General features: G+C 52.1%; 18 protein-coding genes. 5 read left to right on the forward strand and 13 right to left on the reverse strand.

Features of this window, described 5'->3' with window-relative positions; genetic code table 11:
- Positions 1–149: 149 nt before the first annotated feature.
- Complete coding sequence (locus BGL48_RS07290) at positions 150–416, forward strand: YkgJ family cysteine cluster protein (protein ID WP_069362074.1); 267 nt, start codon at positions 150–152, stop codon at positions 414–416.
- 61 nt (positions 417–477) lie between these two features.
- Here the strand turns inward: BGL48_RS07290 and BGL48_RS07295 are convergent, their stop codons facing one another.
- Positions 478–1,341, reverse strand: a complete 864-nt coding sequence (locus BGL48_RS07295) for a Tim44 domain-containing protein (protein ID WP_069362039.1) — start codon at positions 1,339–1,341, stop codon at positions 478–480.
- A gap of 186 nt (positions 1,342–1,527) precedes the next feature.
- Between BGL48_RS07295 and BGL48_RS07300 the strand changes: the two genes are divergently transcribed.
- Together BGL48_RS07300 and BGL48_RS07305 are read left to right on the forward strand one after the other, a co-directional pair.
- On the forward strand, positions 1,528–1,923 hold the full coding sequence (locus BGL48_RS07300; protein WP_069362040.1) for an NINE protein: 396 nt from the start codon (positions 1,528–1,530) through the stop codon (positions 1,921–1,923).
- A gap of 110 nt (positions 1,924–2,033) precedes the next feature.
- Positions 2,034–3,896: an MFS transporter gene (locus BGL48_RS07305; protein WP_069362041.1), complete on the forward strand. Its 1,863-nt coding sequence runs from the start codon at positions 2,034–2,036 to the stop codon at positions 3,894–3,896.
- Here the strand turns inward: BGL48_RS07305 and BGL48_RS07310 are convergent.
- The 6 genes from BGL48_RS07310 to BGL48_RS07335 are packed head-to-tail and all read right to left on the reverse strand — an operon-like array spanning position 3,893 to position 11,042.
- Entirely contained in the window at positions 3,893–5,293 is a 1,401-nt protein-coding gene (locus BGL48_RS07310; protein WP_069362042.1) for an AMP-binding protein, read from the reverse strand. The genes BGL48_RS07305 and BGL48_RS07310 overlap by 4 nt on opposite strands.
- Positions 5,290–6,279, reverse strand: a complete 990-nt coding sequence (gene menC / locus BGL48_RS07315) for an o-succinylbenzoate synthase (protein ID WP_069362043.1) — start codon at positions 6,277–6,279, stop codon at positions 5,290–5,292. Before menC ends, BGL48_RS07310 begins: the two co-directional genes overlap by 4 nt.
- 8 nt (positions 6,280–6,287) lie before the next feature.
- The gene (menB, locus tag BGL48_RS07320; RefSeq protein WP_069362044.1) at positions 6,288–7,154 is read right to left on the reverse strand and encodes a 1,4-dihydroxy-2-naphthoyl-CoA synthase; all 867 of its coding nucleotides are present in this window, start codon (positions 7,152–7,154) and stop codon (positions 6,288–6,290) included.
- Between the two features lie 54 nt (positions 7,155–7,208).
- Positions 7,209–7,988 carry a 2-succinyl-6-hydroxy-2,4-cyclohexadiene-1-carboxylate synthase gene (gene menH, locus BGL48_RS07325; protein WP_069362045.1) on the reverse strand — a complete coding sequence of 260 codons (780 nt, stop codon included), beginning with the start codon at positions 7,986–7,988 and terminating at the stop codon, positions 7,209–7,211.
- A complete protein-coding gene (menD, locus tag BGL48_RS07330) occupies positions 7,981–9,744 on the reverse strand; it encodes a 2-succinyl-5-enolpyruvyl-6-hydroxy-3-cyclohexene-1-carboxylic-acid synthase (RefSeq protein ID WP_069362046.1) in 1,764 nt (587 codons plus the stop codon). The genes menH and menD overlap by 8 nt, the downstream gene beginning before the upstream one ends.
- On the reverse strand, positions 9,744–11,042 hold the full coding sequence (locus BGL48_RS07335) for an isochorismate synthase (RefSeq protein WP_069362047.1): 1,299 nt from the start codon (positions 11,040–11,042) through the stop codon (positions 9,744–9,746). Before BGL48_RS07335 ends, menD begins: the two co-directional genes overlap by 1 nt.
- Positions 11,043–11,313: 271 nt before the next feature.
- Between BGL48_RS07335 and BGL48_RS07340 the strand changes: the two genes are divergently transcribed.
- Complete coding sequence (locus BGL48_RS07340) at positions 11,314–12,534, forward strand: pyridoxal phosphate-dependent aminotransferase (protein WP_069362048.1); 1,221 nt, start codon at positions 11,314–11,316, stop codon at positions 12,532–12,534.
- Between the two features lie 91 nt (positions 12,535–12,625).
- Entirely contained in the window at positions 12,626–13,225 is a 600-nt protein-coding gene (locus BGL48_RS07345) for a tRNA-uridine aminocarboxypropyltransferase (protein WP_069362049.1), read from the forward strand.
- 57 nt (positions 13,226–13,282) lie between these two features.
- On the opposite strand, the gene BGL48_RS07350 is transcribed toward BGL48_RS07345, so the two are convergent.
- The 6 genes from BGL48_RS07350 to lon all read right to left on the reverse strand — a co-directional run bounded on the left by BGL48_RS07350 (position 13,283) and on the right by lon (position 20,687).
- Positions 13,283–14,641 (reverse strand): anti-phage deoxyguanosine triphosphatase, encoded by a 1,359-nt coding sequence (locus tag BGL48_RS07350; protein WP_069362050.1) that lies wholly within the window; start codon positions 14,639–14,641, stop codon positions 13,283–13,285.
- Positions 14,628–15,230 carry a 5'-deoxynucleotidase gene (yfbR, locus tag BGL48_RS07355; protein ID WP_069362051.1) on the reverse strand — a complete coding sequence of 201 codons (603 nt, stop codon included), beginning with the start codon at positions 15,228–15,230 and terminating at the stop codon, positions 14,628–14,630. Before yfbR ends, BGL48_RS07350 begins: the two co-directional genes overlap by 14 nt.
- Positions 15,231–15,336: 106 nt before the next feature.
- A complete protein-coding gene (locus tag BGL48_RS07360) occupies positions 15,337–15,639 on the reverse strand; it encodes a ComEA family DNA-binding protein (RefSeq protein ID WP_069362052.1) in 303 nt (100 codons plus the stop codon).
- A 161-nt stretch (positions 15,640–15,800) separates the two neighbouring features.
- On the reverse strand, positions 15,801–17,681 hold the full coding sequence (gene ppiD, locus BGL48_RS07365; RefSeq protein WP_069362053.1) for a peptidylprolyl isomerase: 1,881 nt from the start codon (positions 17,679–17,681) through the stop codon (positions 15,801–15,803).
- 169 nt (positions 17,682–17,850) lie between these two features.
- Entirely contained in the window at positions 17,851–18,126 is a 276-nt protein-coding gene (locus BGL48_RS07370) for an HU family DNA-binding protein (protein WP_046075257.1), read from the reverse strand.
- 188 nt (positions 18,127–18,314) lie between these two features.
- Positions 18,315–20,687, reverse strand: coding sequence for an endopeptidase La (gene lon / locus BGL48_RS07375; RefSeq protein ID WP_069362054.1), 2,373 nt, complete (start codon positions 20,685–20,687; stop codon positions 18,315–18,317).
- Between the last annotated feature and the right edge of the window lie 40 nt (positions 20,688–20,727).

A 20,727-nucleotide genomic window follows, 5' to 3' on the forward strand; every position in this document is an offset into this window, starting at 1 on the left:
TTTTTATTGCCGTCTGTTCACGGCAACGACATTGCGCGCTTGTTATAACCATCATCGGCCTAAAGTGCAAGCAAGCCTTTGTATGGCTTGGATAGTGCAAAAGTGAGTGATAGAGTGCCCGACTTTGCACCTTGACGGAGGCCATGATTATGCCCACTGCATCGCCATTTTCGTGCCGCCTTGGCTGTGGCGCGTGCTGTATCGCTCCTAGCATTTCATCACCGATCCCTGGTATGCCAAACGGTAAGCCCGCTCACACTCGTTGTGTGCAGCTAGATGATCGCAACCTCTGCAAGCTGTTTGGCTCTGAGGCCCGTCCCGAGGTGTGTGCCGCATTCGATGCGGATCCCGAGGTATGTGGCAACTCATACCAGCAAGCGCTCGACAACCTGATTTATCTGGAAGCGGCGACATAAAAAAACGCTGGCTTGTCTCAGCCAGCGCTATATCTATCAGCGTATTATCACCGCGAGCTTGTTAGCTTTGAATGCCCACGATTAGCCAAGGTGCATTGGGCTGGCGTAAGTCACGCTCTAGGTGCCAGATATCGGTAATATCTTCTTCGACCCCCTCCACGCGATCACAATAACGGCCGGTGAATTTTAAGCTCAATTGTGCCATGCGGCTGTCATAATCGGCGCGCACAATCTCGGCATCCACATACATAACTTCAGTATGTTGTTCACTCCCCAATCGTGCCCGCTCGGCAGCCAGATCGTTATAAAGCTCAGGCGTCACATATTCTTGGATTTTATCCAACTCATTATGGTTCCACGCACCTTGCAAAATCCGGTAGTGCTCACGGGCACCGCTCAAGAAACTTTGCATATCGAACTGAGGCGGGAAGTTAAATGGCACGTCATTGTTTGTGGCACCAAACCCACTCGATGACGCACCGGCAGCTGTCGGAGCCTCTTGTCTAAACGCATGAGGCTGCTCATGGTAATAGCCTTTATTTTGCCCCGCGTACGCTGGCCCTTGCGCTTGTGCGCCCGCTTTGGCTTGGGTCAGCCCGCGGAGAAACTTCATCGCAAAGTAAGCAATGACACCCAAAATCAAGATGTCCATAAATTGGATACCTTCAAAGGCACCGCCGAAGAAAGCGGCCAGTAAACCACCGGCAAGCAAACCGCCGAGTAGCCCCCCCGCGAGTCCTTTTTTACTGGTTTTCGAGGTGTTCTGTTTAAGGGTATTAGTATTAGTGGTGTTATTTTTTGGCGCAGGCGCGGTTTTAAAGCTCTTACCAAAAGACTTACCACCGCCGAAGCGTTTCGCTTCTGCGTAGGGCGCTGTCACAACAAAGACAAACATCAAGGCGGCAACAGAGAATAATTTTTTCATTATCGCATCATCTGTGGTTTTAGACCGTTATCATGCTAGAGTCTCTGGTGATGAAGTCAATTGGCAAAATAGGAATAATTGTTACCAAACGTCATCTAGACACCCCTGTTTTGTCGTCAGTAGGAACCATTTGCCGCACTGGGACTCCAAGCCATTAGTATTCTTTCACTGCAATAGGACCAAGCCATGAATGATACCCACAGTAAATTTGTTGGTTACTTACTCTGGATCTTTGGTTTTCTCGGATCCCACCGGTTTTACTATGGTAAACCGGTAACTGGCACCCTCTGGTTTTTCACCCTAGGCCTGTTCTTTGTCGGCTGGATTGTGGATTTATTCTTGATTCCCGCCATGGACAAAGAAGCCGATCTCCGTTTTCGCAGTGGCCCTACGGATTTTACCATTGCCTGGCTATTACTGACCTTTCTGGGTGTGTTTGGCATTCACCGTATGTACATGGGTAAATGGATCACTGGCTTTATTTACCTATTTACCGGTGGCTTTTTCTTAATTGGTGTGCTGTATGATTTTTGGACACTCAATGAGCAAGTGTCGATTAAAAACATGCAAAAATTCTCTTAGTCTGCCTTTTTGTCAACTCACTAAACGATGCGCAACGCATTCAAGGTTGCGCACACCTCGCTCGCTGCTAGTATAAGTCGCTTACTGCAACGCGAAATGGATCTGCCTAAATGAGCCAACAGTTTCAGCTTTTACGCGAGCGACGTTTTTTGCCTTATTTTATTACCCAGGCATTAGGCGCGTTTAACGATAACGTCTATAAGAATGTGTTGGTGATCATGGTCGCGTTCGCCTCGGCCGATCAACTGCCGATGGATGCTACGCTGTTTATCAACGCCGCTGCTGGTCTGTTTATTCTGCCTTTTTTCCTATTTTCTGCCTTTGCGGGCGAGCTTGCGGACAAATACGACAAAGCGCTGATCATGCGGCGGGTGAAATGGTTGGAAGTGGTGATCATGTCGAGTGCCGCTGTCGCGCTGTATTTCCACGCTTGGAATGTGTTACTCGGCTTACTGTTTTTGATGGGCACCCAATCGGCTTTTTTTGGCCCGGTGAAATACGCATTACTGCCACAAACGCTCAATGACAAAGAGCTTGTTTCTGGCAACGCCTTGGTAGAAACCGGCACCTTCTTATCGATTCTGCTCGGTACCTTGCTGGCGGGCTTTATTGCCCATCATCCTGACTCTAACCTGATTTCTGGGGTAGCCGTATTAAGTTTTGCATTGCTTGGCGTCATGTCTGCCTATGCCATCCCACCTGCGCCTGCCGGGAACCCTGGGCTCAATTTACGTTACCGGCCCGTTGCTTTGATGCGACAAACCCTGCGTTTCGCGCGTAAAGACAAGGTCACCTTGCAGGCGATTCTCGGGATCAGCTGGTTTTGGTTTCTAGGTGCCAGCTATTTAACCCAGTTTCCCAAATTCACCGCCTCGATCGGTGGCGGTGAAATCGGCGTATCATTTCTGCTCACCTTGTTTTCTGTCGGCATCGCTGTGGGCGCATTGCTGTGCGATAAGCTTTCTGGTCATCGTATCGAGCCCGGCATTGTCCCCTTGGGCAGTTTAGGATTAACCGGCTTTGGCTTACATTTGTTTTTTGCCACGCCAGCCGATCCAACGCTCCACACCAGCCTGCTTGCTTTTATCACTGATCCAGCTCTGACCTGGGTATTTATCGACCTATTGATGATTGGCGTGTGTGGCGGGATTTTTATTGTGCCGCTGTATAGCCTGATGCAACAACGCGCCGATAAAGCCGCACGTGCGCGTGTGATTGCCGCCAACAATATTTTCAATGCCTTATTTATGGTGGGCAGTGCGATACTCGGTATCACCCTCTTGGTGGTGGTGGAGTTATCTATCGCGGAATTCTTCTTGGTCTTGGCGGTGCTCAACTTCTTGGTGGCTATCTATGTCAGCAAGCTGGTTCCCATTTTCGCCTTGCGCTTTTTTACCTGGATGGTCACCCATACCTTATATCGGGTAAAACACCAAGACTTACACCATATTCCTGAAAAAGGCGGTGCCTTACTGATTTGTAACCATGTCAGTTATATGGATGCGCTCCTGTTAGCCGGCGCGTGTCACCGTCCTATCCGTTTTGTGATGTTTGAAGATTTGTATCAATTACCGGTGCTGCATTGGTTTTTCCGAACGTCAAAAGTGATCCCCATTAGCCATCGGGGCCGCACGATCCGAGCCGCCATGAACGAGATTCAAAAGGCGCTTGATAATGGCGAAGTGGTACTGATTTTCCCAGAAGGGCATCTCAGTTATGACGGCGAAATCGACCAATTCCGCCGCGGGATGGATATGATTTTGCAACGCTCGCCGGTGCCTGTGGTGCCGATGGCGTTACAGGGTCTCTGGGGCAGCTACTTTAGCCGTCATGGCGGGAAAGCCATGTTAAAACTGCCCAAGCGTTTTTGGTCGAAAGTCACGGTCGTCGCCGGTCCAGCCGTTGAGCCTGAGCAAGCGACCTCAGAGCATATGCGCAATGAAGTCATTCGTCTGCGCGCCGATCGGCCTTAGTCAATCACTTGGCGTTGCGCCCATTGGGTTAATAGCGCTCGAGACGGTTTAATTCCCGCCTCGGGCGACAAAGATGGCCAAGGTAAAAACGCGACTGGGCGTTGATAAGCGGGCAAGCGCCGACAATAGTCAGCCAGCTGCTGGGCGTTGAGGTGGCCCCGACTCTGGATAATCGCCAACGGGCGCGCCCCGAATTCGCGATCGTCAATCGGAACGATCATGGCCTGACGGATCTCGGCGCACTGTTGCAAATGTGCCTCAATCACCTCGGGCTGAACGTTCTCCCCACCGCAGATAAATTGATTATCCTTCCGCCCGATGATACGCAGTGTCGGCGGCTGAACGTCCGTACACCAGCTGGCTAAATCACGCGAGGCCAGCCCTGTAGAAGCATCAATTGGATGCAGGGCACCCGCTTGCCAAACCCCTAAAGCTAACGTCTCCCCGCGATGGATTACCTCACCGTCATCCGCCACCATCAGATCGCGATAAGGCAAGGTAATGCCCACGTCATCCTGTCCATCGGCTCGCTTTAAGGTGACCGTCGATGCCGTTTCCGTCATCCCATACCCACACCAACAGCTTATCCCTTGTTGTTCTGCCTGCTCCGTCAGTGCACTGGAAATCGCGGCGCCACCAAGCAACACGTGAGATAAGGTGGATGTGTCTAGGCATTGTCTCAGTACGGGCAACACGCGATAGAGCTGCGTGGGCACTAAAGAGGCGTGGCTAACATGTGTGAGCGCCGATGCCATGCTTTCCCCACGGCATGGATAGATAGCCAGCTGAGCACCTTTATACAGCCAGCGCCATACAATGGCTAAGCCGGAGATATGAAATAGTGGCAAAGATAAGAGCCAACTGTCGATGCGATTTTCTAGAGAGGTCATCTTATCCGCCAGCCCCAAAAAAGGCAGCATTTGGGTTAATCCGGCAGCACTGGCGAGGTGCTGATGAGCCGCATGAGCAATCACTTTAGGCGTACCGGTTGACCCGGAAGTTAAGGTTAACGTCAAAGGCTGATCAGGTTGCCAATGGCTCATCGTTGGCAGCACATTGACATCCGGTTCACGCGAGCGGTCAGGCAAAAATTGATAGACACCAAGTTGACTCAGCACTGTGGCTTGCACCTCGTCACTTAAAGCTTGATTCAATACCAGCGTTTTTTTCCCCGCCTGCCAAGCCGCGAGCATCCCCACGATCAGCGCCCTTTGCGACAATGCGCTATCGAGCACCACAATGGGCGCCTCACCCAGTCGCGCTTGCTGGCCATCCACGAGAGCGGTGAGTTCACCCCATGTGAGCGGCGTATCGCCATCAATCGCTTTCGCGTTCGGTGCCATGGCCGCCCACTGCCGCCATGGCCACGTATCAAACCCAAACATACGTTGACTCATAAGGTGTTTATCCACACGAGTGGTTGATCGTCGAGCGGGAGCAATGGCTGCGACGCCCCTGGCCAGGTGCGATCGAGTTGATGCTGATAAATCCCCAATGTATCGAGTCCTGGCACAGTACCCGGGGTTAACCAATTTGCCAACCGAGATAATTGGGTTAAGCCCAAACTGGTCTCCAATGCCGAGCTAATCACAGCCGTTTTCCCTAGCGCGTGCGCTCGGCTCACCCATTGTTCAATGGTGGCCAGATCGCCGAGCAAGCTGGGCTTAATCACCCAGGCAGATGCCAAATCGTGTTCAAGCAACGCACTGTCGCGGCTATCTGTTAAGCTTTCGTCCCACGCCAAAGGAAAGCCTAAGGCCTGCGCTTGGACGAGCGACTGGTGAGGATCGGGGCAAGGCTCTTCAATCCAGTGAATTCGCGCTTGGTGTGCCTCACTCAGGCCGTTCCAAAAACTGGCAAGTTGCTCGGGCTGCCAGCGACGATTCGCATCAAGACGCAACCTCAAGTCCGGTAATGCCTCTAACAAGGTCGCGATCATTAACCGATCGCGGGCGACCTCATAGTCCCCCACTTTGATTTTTGCCTCATAAGGCTGACCCGCCGGTTGTTGTCCCAGCGTCATTAACAGCGCATCCGGATCCCCTGTGCACACAGGCACATGACGAAACCCTGACTGAGTGGGCAAATATTTATCTAACTCGGCTTGCGCAATGCTTAATCCCCATGCCACCGAAGGCGGCAGTTGTGGCATGGCAATATTACGATGATCACACCAAACCGCGGTGGCAGCAATTAACGCATGACGTGCCTCGGCGAAGGTTTCTTGGCTAAAGCCGGGTAATGGCGCAATTTCTCCCCAGCCACGTTGTGCCCCCTCGCTTAATTCAACCACCAAGCCCTCTCGCTCCGTTAACGGCTGATCACGGACAAATAAACCGGCATTGACTGGCAAGGTGTAGTGATAGATCCGTGCCTGTCTCATAATGACCTCTATGGATTACGTGGGAAACGATCAAATTCAGGGCGGCGTTTTTCATTAAAGGCATTGCGCCCCTCTTGCCCTTCATCGGTCATGTAAAACATCATGGTGGCGTTACCGGCGAGTTCTTGCAGCCCCGCCTGCCCATCGCAGTCTGCATTCAACGCCGCTTTTAAGCAGCGCAGCGCCATGGGACTGTGTTGGAGCACTTCCCGGCACCAACGCACTGTCTCTCGCTCAAGCTCATCCAGTGGCACGACTGTGTTCACCAATCCCATGTCGACGGCTTCTTGCGCATTGTAGAAACGGCACAAGAACCAGATTTCACGGGCTTTTTTCTGGCCCACAATCCGCGCCATATAAGAGGCTCCCCAGCCGCCGTCAAAGCTGCCGACCTTGGGACCTGTTTGGCCAAATTGGGCGTTATCAGCGGCGATGGTTAGATCGCACATCATATGCAGCACATGGCCACCTCCGACGGCATAGCCTGCAACAGCGGCGATGACGGGTTTAGGACAGGTTCGGATCTGACGCTGAAAGTCCAACACATTTAAATGATGCGTGCCTTCATCATCTTGATACCCGCCGTAGTCGCCCCGCACGGACTGATCGCCGCCAGAGCAAAACGCCTTCTCTCCCAACCCAGTGAGAATAATCACGCCCACTCGGCTGTCATAGCGCGCATCAGCCAAGGCTTGCATCATTTCTTTTACCGTTTGCGGCCGGAATGCATTGCGCACCTGCGGGCGGTTAATCGTGATCCGAGCGATGCCGTCGGCAGATTTATGGTACAGGATATCGCTAAACGTATGCTCGGTGGGTACCCACTCAATCGGCGCGTAAAGCTCTTGTTCGGTGATCCCTGGCGTGACAGCCATAGTGTCTCCCTTTTCTCGGTTGCTTGGGACAAGGCCCGTCATAAAGATAAAAAGTCAAGCGAGTGCGTGACTTTGCGTCAGTACCTGCACAAACCTATCTGGGTTTTCAACATGGCTGTTGTGCCCCGCCCCTTCTATCGGCGTGGCGGGGATCCCTGTGTGTTGCCATAGTGAGTGTGCAAGTGAGGTAAATTTGTTGTCGTGCTCTCCACAAAGGTAGTCAATGACGACGCCTTGTCGAAAGGCTTCACCCAACCCCGCGCGTAAATTCGCCTGGCGACCCAAGGAGGTCGCCATCAGCATTTTCGCCACAGCAGGGCCATGATTATCACGACGCGCCGCGATAAGGTCGGCCCGCTGCCCATCGGTCAGTGAATGAAAAACCGGTTGTCGATACCATTCAGCCAATACCCCATCGATGGCTTGATGCGCGAAGCGTTCCGCCCACTGGCTATCCTGTACCAGCCGCTTGCGCCGTTGGTGGCTGTCCGTCAACCCAGGATGACCCGCTTCCAAGAAGACTGCGTGCCAGAGACTAGGTTGAGTACAGACAAGGTGCATAGCAAGACGCGCACCGAGCGAGTATCCCACCAAGCATGCTCTTTGGTGCCCCCATACCTGATGGCACGTTTGCCGTATTGCTGAAACAGTCGTGGTAAAGTCAACGGCTTGACAGCTCAAGCTGCCACCATGACCGGGCAGATCAATACACAGCCAATGACAATGGTGCATTTTATCGGTCACCGTGCGCCAATCTGCTCCGCTACCTAAAAAACCATGGAGAAACACCACTTTCTTTCCATGCCGATCGCCGCCTTGCTGGTAACTAAGCATATGTCCCCCTTGCGGCCATGGCAGCTAAGCACTCGCTAAGCACCTGCCCGGCTTCTCCGGCTGGCGTCACCACCTCAATCACATCAGCACCAGGGGTAGTGAGCGCCTGATTCACGCTTACCACGAGATCATCTGGGGTCGCGGGTTGATGGAAACCCAAAGAGAATTGCGCCGCGATATGTTCAAACCCGAGGTCATGTGGCATCCGGTAGTAGGTATCACACAGGGTTTGATCAACCGGCAGCGCATCAAAAATACCACCGCCATTGTTATTCAAGATAAGGATGGCGGCTGGCGCGGATGTCTCTCGCCATAATGCAAAACTATTAAGATCGTAAAGGGCACTGGTATCACCCAACACCACTAACATAGGTTGAGCGCGGTATCGCTGCACCCCAGCGGCACAGGCCAGTAAACCATCAATGCCAGACGCGCCGCGATTAGCAAACACCCGATGGCCGGAAAGATCAGACCATATATCGACTAAGCGGATCGCTAGGCTATTACCGATAAAAATATCTGCCCGCTTGGGAAGCAAAGCGGGGAGCTGTTGAAACACGCTATGTTCCGATAATGCCGTGTGGGACAAGGTTGTGGCGGCCTGCTGCATCTGATGCTTGGCTTCTCGTATCAACGTCTGCTGCCATGTCTTGACGCTATCAATATCCTCTCCAGGTGCCGAGTCAGTGTTGGTCACTGACTCGGCCAACGCCTGGAGCCAAAACGACCAATGGGGGTGCGGTACAATAAATTGCTCTAAAGACTGATGGTTAGGATCAAGCGCTTGCGTATGTTCGCTGATCAGCCAGTAGTGAGCTTGCGTTTGCGCCAGCCATTGGCCTAGGCGTTTAGACACCAAGCGCCCCCCGAGCTGAATCACCCATTGGGCTTGGTTCAATTGCTGGAAAAGATCGGGGTGGTTAAGCCAAAGATCGTAGCCTGGCGCGCTACTCGCCACCCCTGACTGCGGATCGGCCAAGATAATGGCATGAAGCGCACTCGCTAACGACTCCACCGCCTCGGACAGCCCCGCCGGCACAGCACCAAGTACAATCACTGTTCGCGGGCTCCCACTAGACGGCCTAAACCAAGGCGACCATTCAGACATCGCACAACAGCGAGCTTGATGATAGCGGGTATAACACTGGCCGCTTTGCCACCAGTGGGCAACAGACTCGCGAAGCTTTTTCTCCTCTGTCTCATCGCGTTCGCCATAAAAAGGCTCACGAAACGGACAGTTAATATGGACGCTCCCCCCTTGCTCAGCCTGACGTGCAAGTAGCTGATCCACTCTGGTTAGTAGTGCCGGCAAAGGGATCTCAGCGGTCGGTGCCGGAAGCGCCAATTCCGCGGTCACATGGGACGAAAACAAGCCTGATTGGGTAATCGCTTGGTTGGCGCCACAATCGATTAATTCAAATGGGCGGTCAGCAGAAAGAATCACTAACGGTTCACCGGTTAAGCCACTCTCTACCACGGCAGGCAACAAGTTTGCCACCGCGGTGCCTGAGGTCACAATCACCGCGACAGGCTCACGGGCACTCTTTGCCAAGCCAAGGGCAAGGTAACCCAGCCCGCGCTCATCAAAATGACGGTGGATTGTCACCGGACGTTGGGGGTGTTGACTTTGTTTCACCGCGGCCAACGTCAAGGGTGTGGAACGTGAACCGGGCGCGATACAAATATGCCTAATGCCTAGGCGCGATAGCTCTTCTATCATCACCTCTGCCCAAGTGTGTGTGAGAGAAAGCGACATTAGCAGGCTCCGAGTCTGATGGCGTCTTTTTCCGGCATCGTGCAAGCAGGCAAACACTGACGGAGAGTCGTGAGCTTATTGTCCAACTCCTCCCACTCAGCGTCCGGATCCGACCCAGGGACAATCCCGGCGCCGGCGTATAGATCCACGGTATTCTCGGTCACTTGGGCACTGCGTATCGCCACACAAAACTGGCTTTCACGCTGAGACAGATAACCGACTGCACCGCTATAACGGCCACGTGCGATGCCTTGCTCGGCTAAAAAGGTGCGCGCGTTTTCACGCGGCAACCCGGCCACCGCGGCGGTGGGCTGTAAGGCACTGAGCAACACAGCATCATCGACACCAGGTCCGATGATGGCGCTGATACGACGACGTAAATGCTGAAGATGGCGAAGCACAATCAGGTGCGGTTCAGGGTCAACCGTAATGGTTAACGCATGACGGCGCAGTCCGGCGAAAATATCATCCACCACCAGCTGATTCTCGTGCACGTTTTTGGTGTCGCGCAATAACCACTCACCAAGGCGGTGATCGTCACTAAAGCTTGCGCCACGACGCACCGTCCCTGCCACCGCTTCTGTGGTGACACGACAATCGCGGCGGCGGTATAGCCGCTCTGGGGTTGAGCCAACAAAAGCGTCATCAGGGCCGGTAGCAAAAAGGAAGTGAAAACTCTCGACATTGTGCTGCTGGCTATGCTGTAACAGCTGGCCGGCACTGATCGGCGCATTGAGCGACAGACGCGTTTGACGCGCCAGCACCACTTTTTGTAGTGCGGTCTGCTCCATGTGTGTCAACGCACAACGGACAGATTGACGCCATTGAACGCGGCTGGGCGTATGTGTTTCCTCACGGACGACGGCATGTTGTGCCACCAAAGGACGGCCTTGCCAAATGATCTGATTCAGTACAGCTTGACTGTCGCACGCTTCACTGAGGTTAACGCTCAGGTGCCACTGTTGATCGCGCCTAATGAGCTCCACCACCGGTAAGAAAAAATCACCATAACCGGGCGCATCATCAAAGGCCACACAGCCCCAAATGCGCTGGTCAGGCAACAGACTGGCTTGAGCCGCTGACAATTGAGAAAACTGGCGGCCAGCGCCCAGTACCAATACCTCTTCACGACCATCGCGTGATTGCCAGTAGGTTTTCGGGTAAACAGGCTGTGCATCCAACCAAGCAACGGGCGATAAATCACCTGGCCAAGTAAACGCCATGGTCAGTTGAACAGGCGCTTGACTGATCGCTACTTGGCTTTGTAAATGATTAGCCGCTTGAATCAAGGTAGTCACGACATCCTCCAACCGCTTAAGCGGCAGTGCTCTTTGCAAGTCAATCCGTACTCTTTTTATGTAGCACGTTATTCTTGCTTGTCAGTCTACCTGTGAGCGTCTTTTACAAATATGCGCTAGATCAGTTATCTGTCAAACTTGGTCGATTTTTTTGTTCCATTCGTAGCAGTAAAACTTTATCCGCCTAAGTCTTTCGAATTGGCAAACAAATAGTGTAAGTTATCAAAAAAGCCTAATAACAATTTTCACCTTTTTATTTACAGGAACGTTAATGCAAACCATTGGAATGTCCGCCAAGCTGGATGATGTCTGCTACGACATTCGCGGTCCAGTCATGAAAGAAGCGAAACGCCTCGAAGAGGAAGGGCACCGCATTCTTAAGCTGAATATCGGTAACCCCGCTCCGTTTGGCTTTGATGCCCCTGATGAAATCTTGGTGGATGTGATCCGCAATCTTCCGACCTCGCAAGGATATTGCGATTCAAAAGGGCTCTATTCCGCCCGTAAAGCGGTGGTACAGCACTACCAAAAACGCGGCTTGATGGACTTAGACGTGGAAGACGTCTATTTGGGCAACGGCGCCTCCGAGCTTATCGTGATGGCCATGCAAGCGCTGCTTAACAATGGCGACGAGTTACTGGTGCCCTCACCCGACTATCCACTATGGACGGCAGCAGCGTCTTTATCAGGGGGCAAGCCTGTCCATTACCTTTGCGATGAGGAGTCGGACTGGTATCCAGACTTAGAGGATATCAAACGTAAGATCACGCCCAACACCCGGGGGATTGTCCTGATTAATCCCAATAATCCGACAGGGGCGGTCTATAGCCGCGACTTTTTATTGCAAGTGGTGGAGATCGCGCGCCAGCATAACCTGATCATTTTTGCCGACGAAATCTACGATAAAATTCTCTATGATGGCGCGCAACATTACTCCATCGCCACCTTGGCGCCGGATGTACTGTGCCTGACCTTCAACGGTTTATCCAAAGCCTACCGGGTTTGCGGGTTTCGCGCTGGTTGGATGCTGGTAACCGGCCCCAAACAACACGCACGCGGTTACATAGAAGGCCTTGAAATGCTGGCATCAATGCGGCTTTGTGCCAATGTGCCCATGCAACATGCGATTCAAACCGCGTTGGGGGGATACCAGAGCATCAATGAGCTTATCTTACCCGGCGGTCGATTGCTGGAGCAGCGCGACAAAGCCTATGAGCTTATCAACCAAATTCCTGGGGTAAGCTGTAAAAAGCCGAAAGGCGCGCTCTATCTCTTCCCGAAAATCGACACCAAGCGGTATAACATCCATAACGATGAAAAGCTCATGCTCGACTTTTTACTCCAAGAGAAAGTGCTTATGGTGCATGGTACGGGGTTTAATTGGCATCAACCCGATCATTTCCGGCTTGTGACCCTTCCCCGTGTGGATGACTTGGAGATGGCGATCAGTCGCTTTGAACGCTTTCTGAGCGGGTACAGCCAAAAAGCCTGATCACGCGAAGCCATTGATAACGCAAGTACGTGCGACACGGCTTGCGTTATGTTATTGATCGCCGTATTCCATTTATAGCGCCCTGATTCGTATGTCTCGATACTGCTCTCGCTGCCATAAAGCCCACGCCATTTGCATTTGCGATGCCATTACCAAGATTGATAACCCCAATCCAGTGATCCTGCTTCAGCACCCTGATGAAGTCTCACACCCTAAGAACAGTGCCTGCCTGCTGAGCCTTTCGCTACAACATTGCGTTACCCTAGTCGGAGAAGATTTTAGCCAGCATCCCCAACTGAATGGGTTGTTGGCGGATCCAGACATCAATTATGTCGTGCTCTACCCCGGTGAAAACGCACTGCCACTCAGTGAGATGATGGCCGAAGGGGCGAGTGCCAAACAAGGGATTATTCTACTGGATGGGACCTGGAAGAAAGCCTATAAAATGTATCAGTTGTCGACCAATTTACAGGCACTTCCGAGTGTCAGTATTGCCGCAAAGATGCCCAGCCACTATCAGATTCGTAAAAGTCGCAAGCCAGGGGCGCTTTCCACGCTCGAGGCCGGCTACATAGCGCTGAGTCAGTTGGAGGATAATGCCAAACGCTACCAGCCTTTGCTCGATAGCTTCAACACCATGATTGCACGCCAACTCGCTTTTTTACCCAATGCGAGTCAACGCCGCGACTGAGTAAGCGACTTGCTTATACCGAGGGCGTTATAATCCACGTCCTCGCTCTGCCCATGGCTAACGAATCGCGTATAGCGGGCCATTGCTGGCGGCAGTGAACATGGTGCTGTGAAGCTTTTGCGCAAAGCTATCAGTCATCGACGACAGGTAATCAGCAATCACCCGCATCCCTGATTCTCCCCGCTCTCTGGCGGCTAGCCAATCGCGTCGATAGTCGGTTGGCAACAAACGCTCGGGATCAGACGCAAAGGCATCAAACAGCTCCATCACCAACTGCTGGCCTTTGTACTCCACCACCTGAAGCTCTGGCTGTTTAACCACAAACTCACTGACAAAGCGCTTTAGCACCTCCAAAACACCGGCCATGACCTCAGTCAAATAGGCATTCCACGCCAATAGCGGCGAGGTGAAACTGTGGGTGCCATCTTGATTGCTCGGCGCCACTTCCACCGAGGTCAATAAGGTATTCACCAAGGCACCAATGGCGTCTTTACGCTCGTACGGTGGGCCAAACATTTGCTCGCTCAACTCGCCAATGTTGGCCTCTAGCCAAGGGTCACCGCATTCTGCCAAATGACTGGCGACCGCCTCTTGCCATTGCTCTCGGGTCACCAAGCCCATCACGATGGCATCTTCCAAGTCATGGACGCCATAAGCGATGTCATCGGCCAGCTCCATAATAGAGCAATCGAGAGATTTATAGCGTGTTTTGCGGTGTTGGTCGGCGGCCGGGTGATCACGAAACGTTAAAAATAACGCGCGATCCGCTTCATTAAGCGGCGCAAGCACCCAATCTCGCCGCGCTTTATCATCATCATAAATGCCCTTAGCAGGTTGCCACTCCCGCGCTTTAAGATGGCGAAAGTCATTAACCGGCGCAGGCTGATTGCCATTGTGAGCGGCACTGATCAACGCAGGGTACTTCATCACTCCCAGTAAGGTGCGACGCGCCAAGTTCATCCCGTGAGCTTGTGTATAGGGCTCAAGCAGCGTAACAATGCGAAAAGTTTGCGCATTGCCCTCAAAACCACCGTCATCGCGCATCATGTAATTCAGTGCGATTTCACCGCCATGACCATAAGGCGGATGGCCGATATCGTGAGCCAAACAGAGGCTTTCCATCAAACCCGTCGATGGCAGCAGAGGGCGAAATGCGGGTTGTTTCTCTTTGAGCTGCGCGACAATACCGGTACCAATTTGCGAGACCTCAAGTGAATGGGTTAACCGAGTCCGATAAAAGTCGCTGTGCTCGGCACCGAGCACCTGGGTTTTAGCTTGCAAGCGTCGAAAGGCCGCTGAATGCAGAATTCGCGCACGATCGCGCTGATAGGCCGTGCGCTTATCATGACGACGCTTTTTTTTCTCATTCGCCATCTGGCGAGTTTGCCAGGCGTCAGACAGGTCAAAATCCATCATCACTGATCTCATCCAACGAGAGTGTAAAACTATCCACAAAGGTAGCCATAAAGTAATCGCTCGCCGGGGAGCGCCTTTTTTCTAACGAGGCTTCCAGCCGCTTCTTCGCTTGCTCAAACTCATGGTTCCCCGCGGCAATTTCTTCTAGGCACTTTAAATACGCACATAAGGTGTCGGCTTGTTTAACCAGCTGGTAATCATCCGGCGCGATGTGATCTGAGTCTATCAGCCCGCTATATTCCTCTTGCAACTCAGGCGGCAACATCGCGATAAGCTTTTTCTCAGCCATTTTCTCTATTTTTTTATACTCCCCCGCAATCGAAGGGTTGAAGTACTTGACTGGGGTAGGCAAGTCACCGGTGATCACTTCGCTGCAATCATGGAACATCGCCAATACCGCAACACGCTCGGGTTGATAGTGGCCATTAAAGCGTTTGTTATTGATTAACGCTAGCGCATGCGCCACAAAGGCAACTTGTAAGCTATGTTCAGAGATATTTTCGGCGGAAACATTGCGCATCAGAGGCCAACGATAAATCAGCTTCATTCGCGCAAGGTGGGCAAAAAAGTGGCTTTGTTTTTGAGTCATCGCATCCTGCTACCATGCTACACATCGCTGTCATTGTGTGCATTCAGGCCAACAGACACAAGTATTATTCGCGCAAAGCGGCAAACACCACTTTGCGCGAGCCTGGTTACACTTTGATGCGATCACGGTTTTTATCCAGCGTTGCGGTGCCAATACCTTTGACCTCCATCAGAGCATCTGGCGAGCTAAATTCACCATTGGCTTGGCGATACTCAATAATGGCTTTGGCTTTCGCCGGACCAATCCCCGTGAGTTGATCTGATAACTGCTGCTCACTCGCCGTATTGATGTTAACGGAAAGACGCTCAACTTGCTCAGTTGCTTGCGAGGTGTTTTCATCCGCGCTCCATGCGACCGGGGCGGTGATTAACGCCATGGTGAATAACAGACAGGATAAAAGGTGTTTCATGGTTGACTCCTTGTAAAAATGTCAACCTTACCCTAAGTCCGCGCACGCCTATTTGCATGTCAGTGATAAAAGAAAAACGACGCAGGACAAAATCCTAGCGCCGTTTCTATTGCTTAAGCGAATGGGATGCGAGAGATCTCACTCTCTCGTCGCCGTCTCACTTATTGTGCATCTGACTCCGCGTAAGTCACATCGACGTCTTCACGCAATGCTTGTAAGGTCGCAGACAATGACGTATTACTCATCGCGCGTTGAACACGCGCCGCCATTTGACTTTGCGGGCTGATAGCCGGCACCTCAGGGGTCACCACCTTGTCCAGTGCGACAACCACTACGTCACCTTGGCGGTTTTGTGTGACGCCATAACTCGCCGTCTCTGATTCAGGCTGTGGCAGAGAAAACGCCAGTTCCGCGACGGCTTGTTGTTGCGACACACGGTTAAGTGTCATCGGTGCGCTAAAGGTGTAATCGCTTTCCGTTAACTCACCGCTTTCTTCGAGCTGGGCAATCAAGTCTCCAGCCGTTTCTTTCGCCTGCTCTTGCCCTTTCTCGGCAGCAAGCGTTTCGCGAACTTGCTCTTTCACGTCAGCAAAGCTGAGCTGCTTTTCCGGCTTCACATCATCAAGACGCACGACAATGGCATGCTCGCCAGACAATTCAATCAACTCTGAGTTGAGCCCGTTTTCACGTACATCATAGCTGTCAAGCGCTTGCTGGATTTGAGGGCGAGCCATCAAGCCAGTCGCCGCGTCTAACGCAAAGTAATCAGTATACTGCACCTTGCCATTCACCGCGTCAGCCGCTGGCTCCAAACCGTTCGCTTCTTCAAACGCGACTTCCGCCAGTGTGGTAGACTGCGCGTAGAAACGATCCGCCGCACGCGCTTGTTGCAATTCGCTACGAATATCGTCTTTTACCTCTGCAAGCGGAGTGACATCCGCCGGATCAATATCATCTAAACGGATAATATGATAACCAAAGTCAGATTGAACCAGCCCAGAGATATCGCCTTTCTCTGACAACGCATACGCCGCTTTCTCGAACGCCGGATCCATCACACCAGGTTCAATCCAATCCAGTGACCCACCCTGCTCAGCACTGAAGGTGTCATCAGACATTTCCTTTGCCAGCGCGGAAAATGCGTCGCCTTGGTTCAGGCGCTCTAACGCTTGCTCAGCTTTGGCTTTGGCCTCATCACCTGTTCCTTCAATTAGGATGTGGCTGACTTTACGACGTTCTTGTGAGCCATACTGAGACTGGTTCTCTTGGTAATAGGTCGCGATTGCGTCATCCGAGATCTGAACCTCATTAGCCAGTCCCTCTCCCGTTAGCTCTACATAAGCGACTTTGACCATGCGAGGCTGGATATAATCTTCTCGGTGAGCTTGATAGTATGCTTCTAGCTCATCGTCCGTGAGCGTTACCTGCTCCGCAAAATCATCTACCGGGAGCGTGATGGTGCGCACTTGCCGACTCTGTGCTTCTAGGCGATACAGGCTTTCCAGCTCACTCGGTAACACAAACCCCGAACTTTGTAAGCCATTTACCAGTTGCTGACGCATTAAATCCGTACGCATGTAATTGGCAAACTCATCGGCACTCATGCCCGTTTGCCGCAGAGCGGCCTGGTAGCGGTCGTTGTTAAACTGCCCGCCTTGACGGAACTGTGGCATCGCACGGATCGCGGCTTTGACTTGTGCATCACTCACACGCAGGCCAAGGTCGCTGGCTGCCTGCTCTAACAGCAAGTCATTGATCATTCGATCTAAGATGTTTTGACGAAAACGCTTCACATACTCTGGGTTACCCAGCAGTTGATTAAACTGCTCTCCCGCCTGTTGCTGCATACGAGCACGTTCGTTTTGATAAGCTCGATCGAGCTCTGCACGGCTGATTTCTTTATCGCCGACGGTTGCAGCGGGCGGGTTGGAACCGCCTGCCAGATAGCTGCCGACACCGGCAAAAGCAAAGGAAAAGATAATAAGGCTTAAAATGATCTTCACCGCAAGACTATTGGTGCCTTCGCGTATACGTTCCATCATAACTGGCCGGTACTCCAACTGGTTTGGGCTGGTTGGTTTTCAACTAAAAAGGCGCATCATGTGATGCGCCTTTACGCTCTTGTGTGCAGAATTATACGCGGTTGTTAGTGGCTTTGCAGCTCCAACGCCCCGTCAAACGCGAATAATTCGGCAGCGAGTCACGTGATTATTACTCGTTAACGGCGTCTTTTAACGCTTTACCTGCTTTAAAGCCAGGTACTTTGGCCGCTGCGATATCAATTTCAGCGCCAGTCTGCGGGTTACGGCCCTTGCGTGCGGCACGTTCGCGTACAGAGAAGGTGCCAAAGCCCACTAGCGCGACTTGGTCGCCTGACTTCAATGTGTCAGACACCGCCTCGACGAAGGCATCCAATGCACGGTTTGCTGAGGCCTTAGAAATATCCGCACCTTCTGCAATATGATCAATCAGTTCCGACTTATTCACTTTTTCATCCCCTTAGATTACATCTCCGCAAACCTATCAATGTTGCGGTGTTCAATAACAGACGCTTTGTCGACGAAAGACGTTGAAAGCGCGCTTGCCCGCCCCATGCAGGCAATGCGTCAGAGCAACGTTAGCGAGCAAAAAAAACGCTGACAAGCCTTTTACTGCCTGTCAGCGTTTTACGTTGCTTAATTTTGCTGCATGTCACTCTTTTCGGCGTTAACCAGCTCAATACCGAGTGGGTTATTCTCTAACGCAATGGTTAAAACCTCATCAATCCAGCGCACTGGATGGATAGATAAATCCTCTTTGACGTTAGCAGGAATGTCCTCCAGATCGCGCTCGTTCTCTTTTGGAATGACAACGGTTTTGATACCCCCACGACGCGCAGCCAATAGTTTTTCTTTCAAGCCACCAATCGGGAGCACTTCACCACGTAAGGTGATCTCGCCGGTCATTGCCACATCGGAACGCACGGAGTTACCGGTTAAGCTTGAAACTAACGCGGTACACATCGCGATACCTGCGCTCGGTCCGTCTTTCGGGGTAGCGCCTTCAGGGACGTGGACATGAATATCACGCTTCTCGTAAAAGTCGCTATTGATACCCAGTTTGTCAGCACGGCTACGCACCACGGTCATCGCCGCTTGCACCGACTCTTGCATCACATCGCCCAGCGAGCCTGTGTGCGTCAGTTTGCCTTTACCTGGCATCGCTTCGGTCTCGATAGTGAGCAAGTCGCCACCCACTTCAGTCCAAGCAAGCCCAGTTACTTGACCCACGCGGTTTTGCTCATCCGCTTTACCATAATCAAAGCGGCGGACGCCTAAGTAATCTGGCAAGTTCTCATCCGTTACCGTCACTTGCTTAAGTTCGCTATTAAGCAGGATTTCTTTTACCGTCTTGCGGCATAGCTTAGAAATCTCTCGCTCAAGGCTACGTACGCCCGCTTCGCGTGTGTAGTAACGAATAATGCCGATGATTGCCGAGTCTTCAATGGTGATCTCATGCGCTTTCAAGCCATTGCGCGCCACTTGCTTGTCAATCAAATGCTGTTTAGCAATGTTGAGCTTCTCGTCCTCGGTGTAACCTGAAAGCCGGATCACTTCCATCCGATCCAGCAGCGGGCCGGGGATATTCATCGAGTTAGACGTCGCCACGAACATCACATCCGAGAGATCATAGTCGACCTCTAGATAATGGTCGTTAAACGCGTTGTTTTGCTCAGGATCGAGCACTTCAAGTAACGCTGATGATGGATCGCCGCGCATGTCAGACGATACCTTATCGATTTCATCAAGCAGGAACAGCGGGTTACGGACGCCCACTTTGGACATCTTCTGGATAAGCTTGCCGGGTAATGAGCCGATGTAAGTCCGGCGATGACCACGGATTTCCGCTTCGTCACGCACGCCCCCCAAGGCCATACGGGTATATTTACGTCCGGTGGCACGCGCAATAGACTGCCCTAGCGAGGTTTTACCCACCCCTGGCGGTCCCACTAAGCAAAGAATCGGACCTTTCAGCTTCTTCATCCGGTTCTGTACCGCGAGGTATTCCAAGATGCGGTCTTTGACACGCTCAAGCCCGTAGTGATCGGCGTTCAATACTTCTTCCGCCCGGGCTAAGTTTTTCTTCACTTTTGAGCGCTTCGCCCATGGCACACTAATCATCCAATCGATATAGCTGCGTACCACAGTCGCTTCCGCCGACATCGGAGACATCATTTTCAGCTTTTGCAGTTCTTGCTCGGTTTTTTCCCGCGCCTCCTGCGGCATTTTTGACTCTTCGATTTTTTGCTTCAGCGCTTCAAACTCATCCGGCGCATCATCCAGCTCACCCAGCTCTTTCTGAATGGCTTTCATTTGCTCATTGAGATAGTACTCGCGCTGGCTCTTTTCCATTTGCTTTTTAACGCGGCCACGAATGCGCTTCTCAACCTGAAGCAAGTCAATCTCAGACTCCATCATGGTCATCAGGTATTCAAGACGCTCGGAAATATCAACGATTTCCAACACATTTTGCTTGTCTTCAAGCTTAAGCGGCATATGGGCAGCAATGGTATCAGCGAGACGCGCCGCCTCTTCAATACCATTTAAGGATGTCAGTACTTCTGGCGGGATCTTCTTGTTGAGCTTGATAAAGCCTTCAAACTGGCTGATCGCCGTGCGAACCAACACTTCTTGCTCACGCTCATCCAAGCTTGGCGTGGTCAAATACTCGGCCTGCGCAGTGAAGAAATCATCTTCACTAAACTGCTCGATGCGCGCACGCTGCATCCCTTCAACCAGCACTTTCACCGTGCCATCTGGAAGTTTAAGAAGCTGGAGAATGGTTGCCACCGTACCAACGGTGTATAAATCTGAGATACTTGGATCATCAGTGGCGGCATCTTTTTGCGCAACCAGTAGAATCTGTTTGTCGTTGTCCATCGCCGCTTCAAGGCAGCGTATCGACTTTTCCCTTCCCACAAAAAGCGGGATCACCATGTGAGGATAAACCACCACATCCCGAAGTGGCAGCACCGGAATGTCAATGCGCTCGGAACGCTCCAAGTTCATATGCTTCTCTCTTCCGTTCAATCTGATTATGAGTATATGG

Origin of the sequence: Salinivibrio sp. SS3, from assembly GCF_001722105.1 — a bacterium.
Lineage (GTDB): Bacteria > Pseudomonadota > Gammaproteobacteria > Enterobacterales > Vibrionaceae > Salinivibrio > Salinivibrio kushneri.

Excerpts from the sequence above, each read along its gene's own strand:
- BGL48_RS07295 (WP_069362039.1), bottom strand. The coding sequence starts at position 1,341 with ATGAAAAAATTATTCTCTGTTGCCGCCTTGATGTTTGTCTTTGTTGTG.
- BGL48_RS07290 (WP_069362074.1), top strand. The coding sequence starts at position 150 with ATGCCCACTGCATCGCCATTTTCGTGCCGCCTTGGCTGTGGCGCGTGC.
- BGL48_RS07350 (WP_069362050.1), bottom strand. The coding sequence starts at position 14,641 with ATGATGGATTTTGACCTGTCTGACGCCTGGCAAACTCGCCAGATGGCG.
- menH (WP_069362045.1), bottom strand. The coding sequence starts at position 7,988 with ATGCTTAGTTACCAGCAAGGCGGCGATCGGCATGGAAAGAAAGTGGTG.
- BGL48_RS07345 (WP_069362049.1), top strand. The coding sequence starts at position 12,626 with ATGTCTCGATACTGCTCTCGCTGCCATAAAGCCCACGCCATTTGCATT.
- BGL48_RS07310 (WP_069362042.1), bottom strand. The coding sequence starts at position 5,293 with ATGAGTCAACGTATGTTTGGGTTTGATACGTGGCCATGGCGGCAGTGG.
- menB (WP_069362044.1), bottom strand. The coding sequence starts at position 7,154 with ATGGCTGTCACGCCAGGGATCACCGAACAAGAGCTTTACGCGCCGATT.
- lon (WP_069362054.1), bottom strand. The coding sequence starts at position 20,687 with ATGAACTTGGAGCGTTCCGAGCGCATTGACATTCCGGTGCTGCCACTT.
- BGL48_RS07300 (WP_069362040.1), top strand. The coding sequence starts at position 1,528 with ATGAATGATACCCACAGTAAATTTGTTGGTTACTTACTCTGGATCTTT.
- menC (WP_069362043.1), bottom strand. The coding sequence starts at position 6,279 with ATGAGACAGGCACGGATCTATCACTACACCTTGCCAGTCAATGCCGGT.
- BGL48_RS07360 (WP_069362052.1), bottom strand. The coding sequence starts at position 15,639 with ATGAAACACCTTTTATCCTGTCTGTTATTCACCATGGCGTTAATCACC.
- ppiD (WP_069362053.1), bottom strand. The coding sequence starts at position 17,681 with ATGATGGAACGTATACGCGAAGGCACCAATAGTCTTGCGGTGAAGATC.
- menD (WP_069362046.1), bottom strand. The coding sequence starts at position 9,744 with ATGTCGCTTTCTCTCACACACACTTGGGCAGAGGTGATGATAGAAGAG.
- BGL48_RS07340 (WP_069362048.1), top strand. The coding sequence starts at position 11,314 with ATGCAAACCATTGGAATGTCCGCCAAGCTGGATGATGTCTGCTACGAC.
- yfbR (WP_069362051.1), bottom strand. The coding sequence starts at position 15,230 with ATGACTCAAAAACAAAGCCACTTTTTTGCCCACCTTGCGCGAATGAAG.
- BGL48_RS07305 (WP_069362041.1), top strand. The coding sequence starts at position 2,034 with ATGAGCCAACAGTTTCAGCTTTTACGCGAGCGACGTTTTTTGCCTTAT.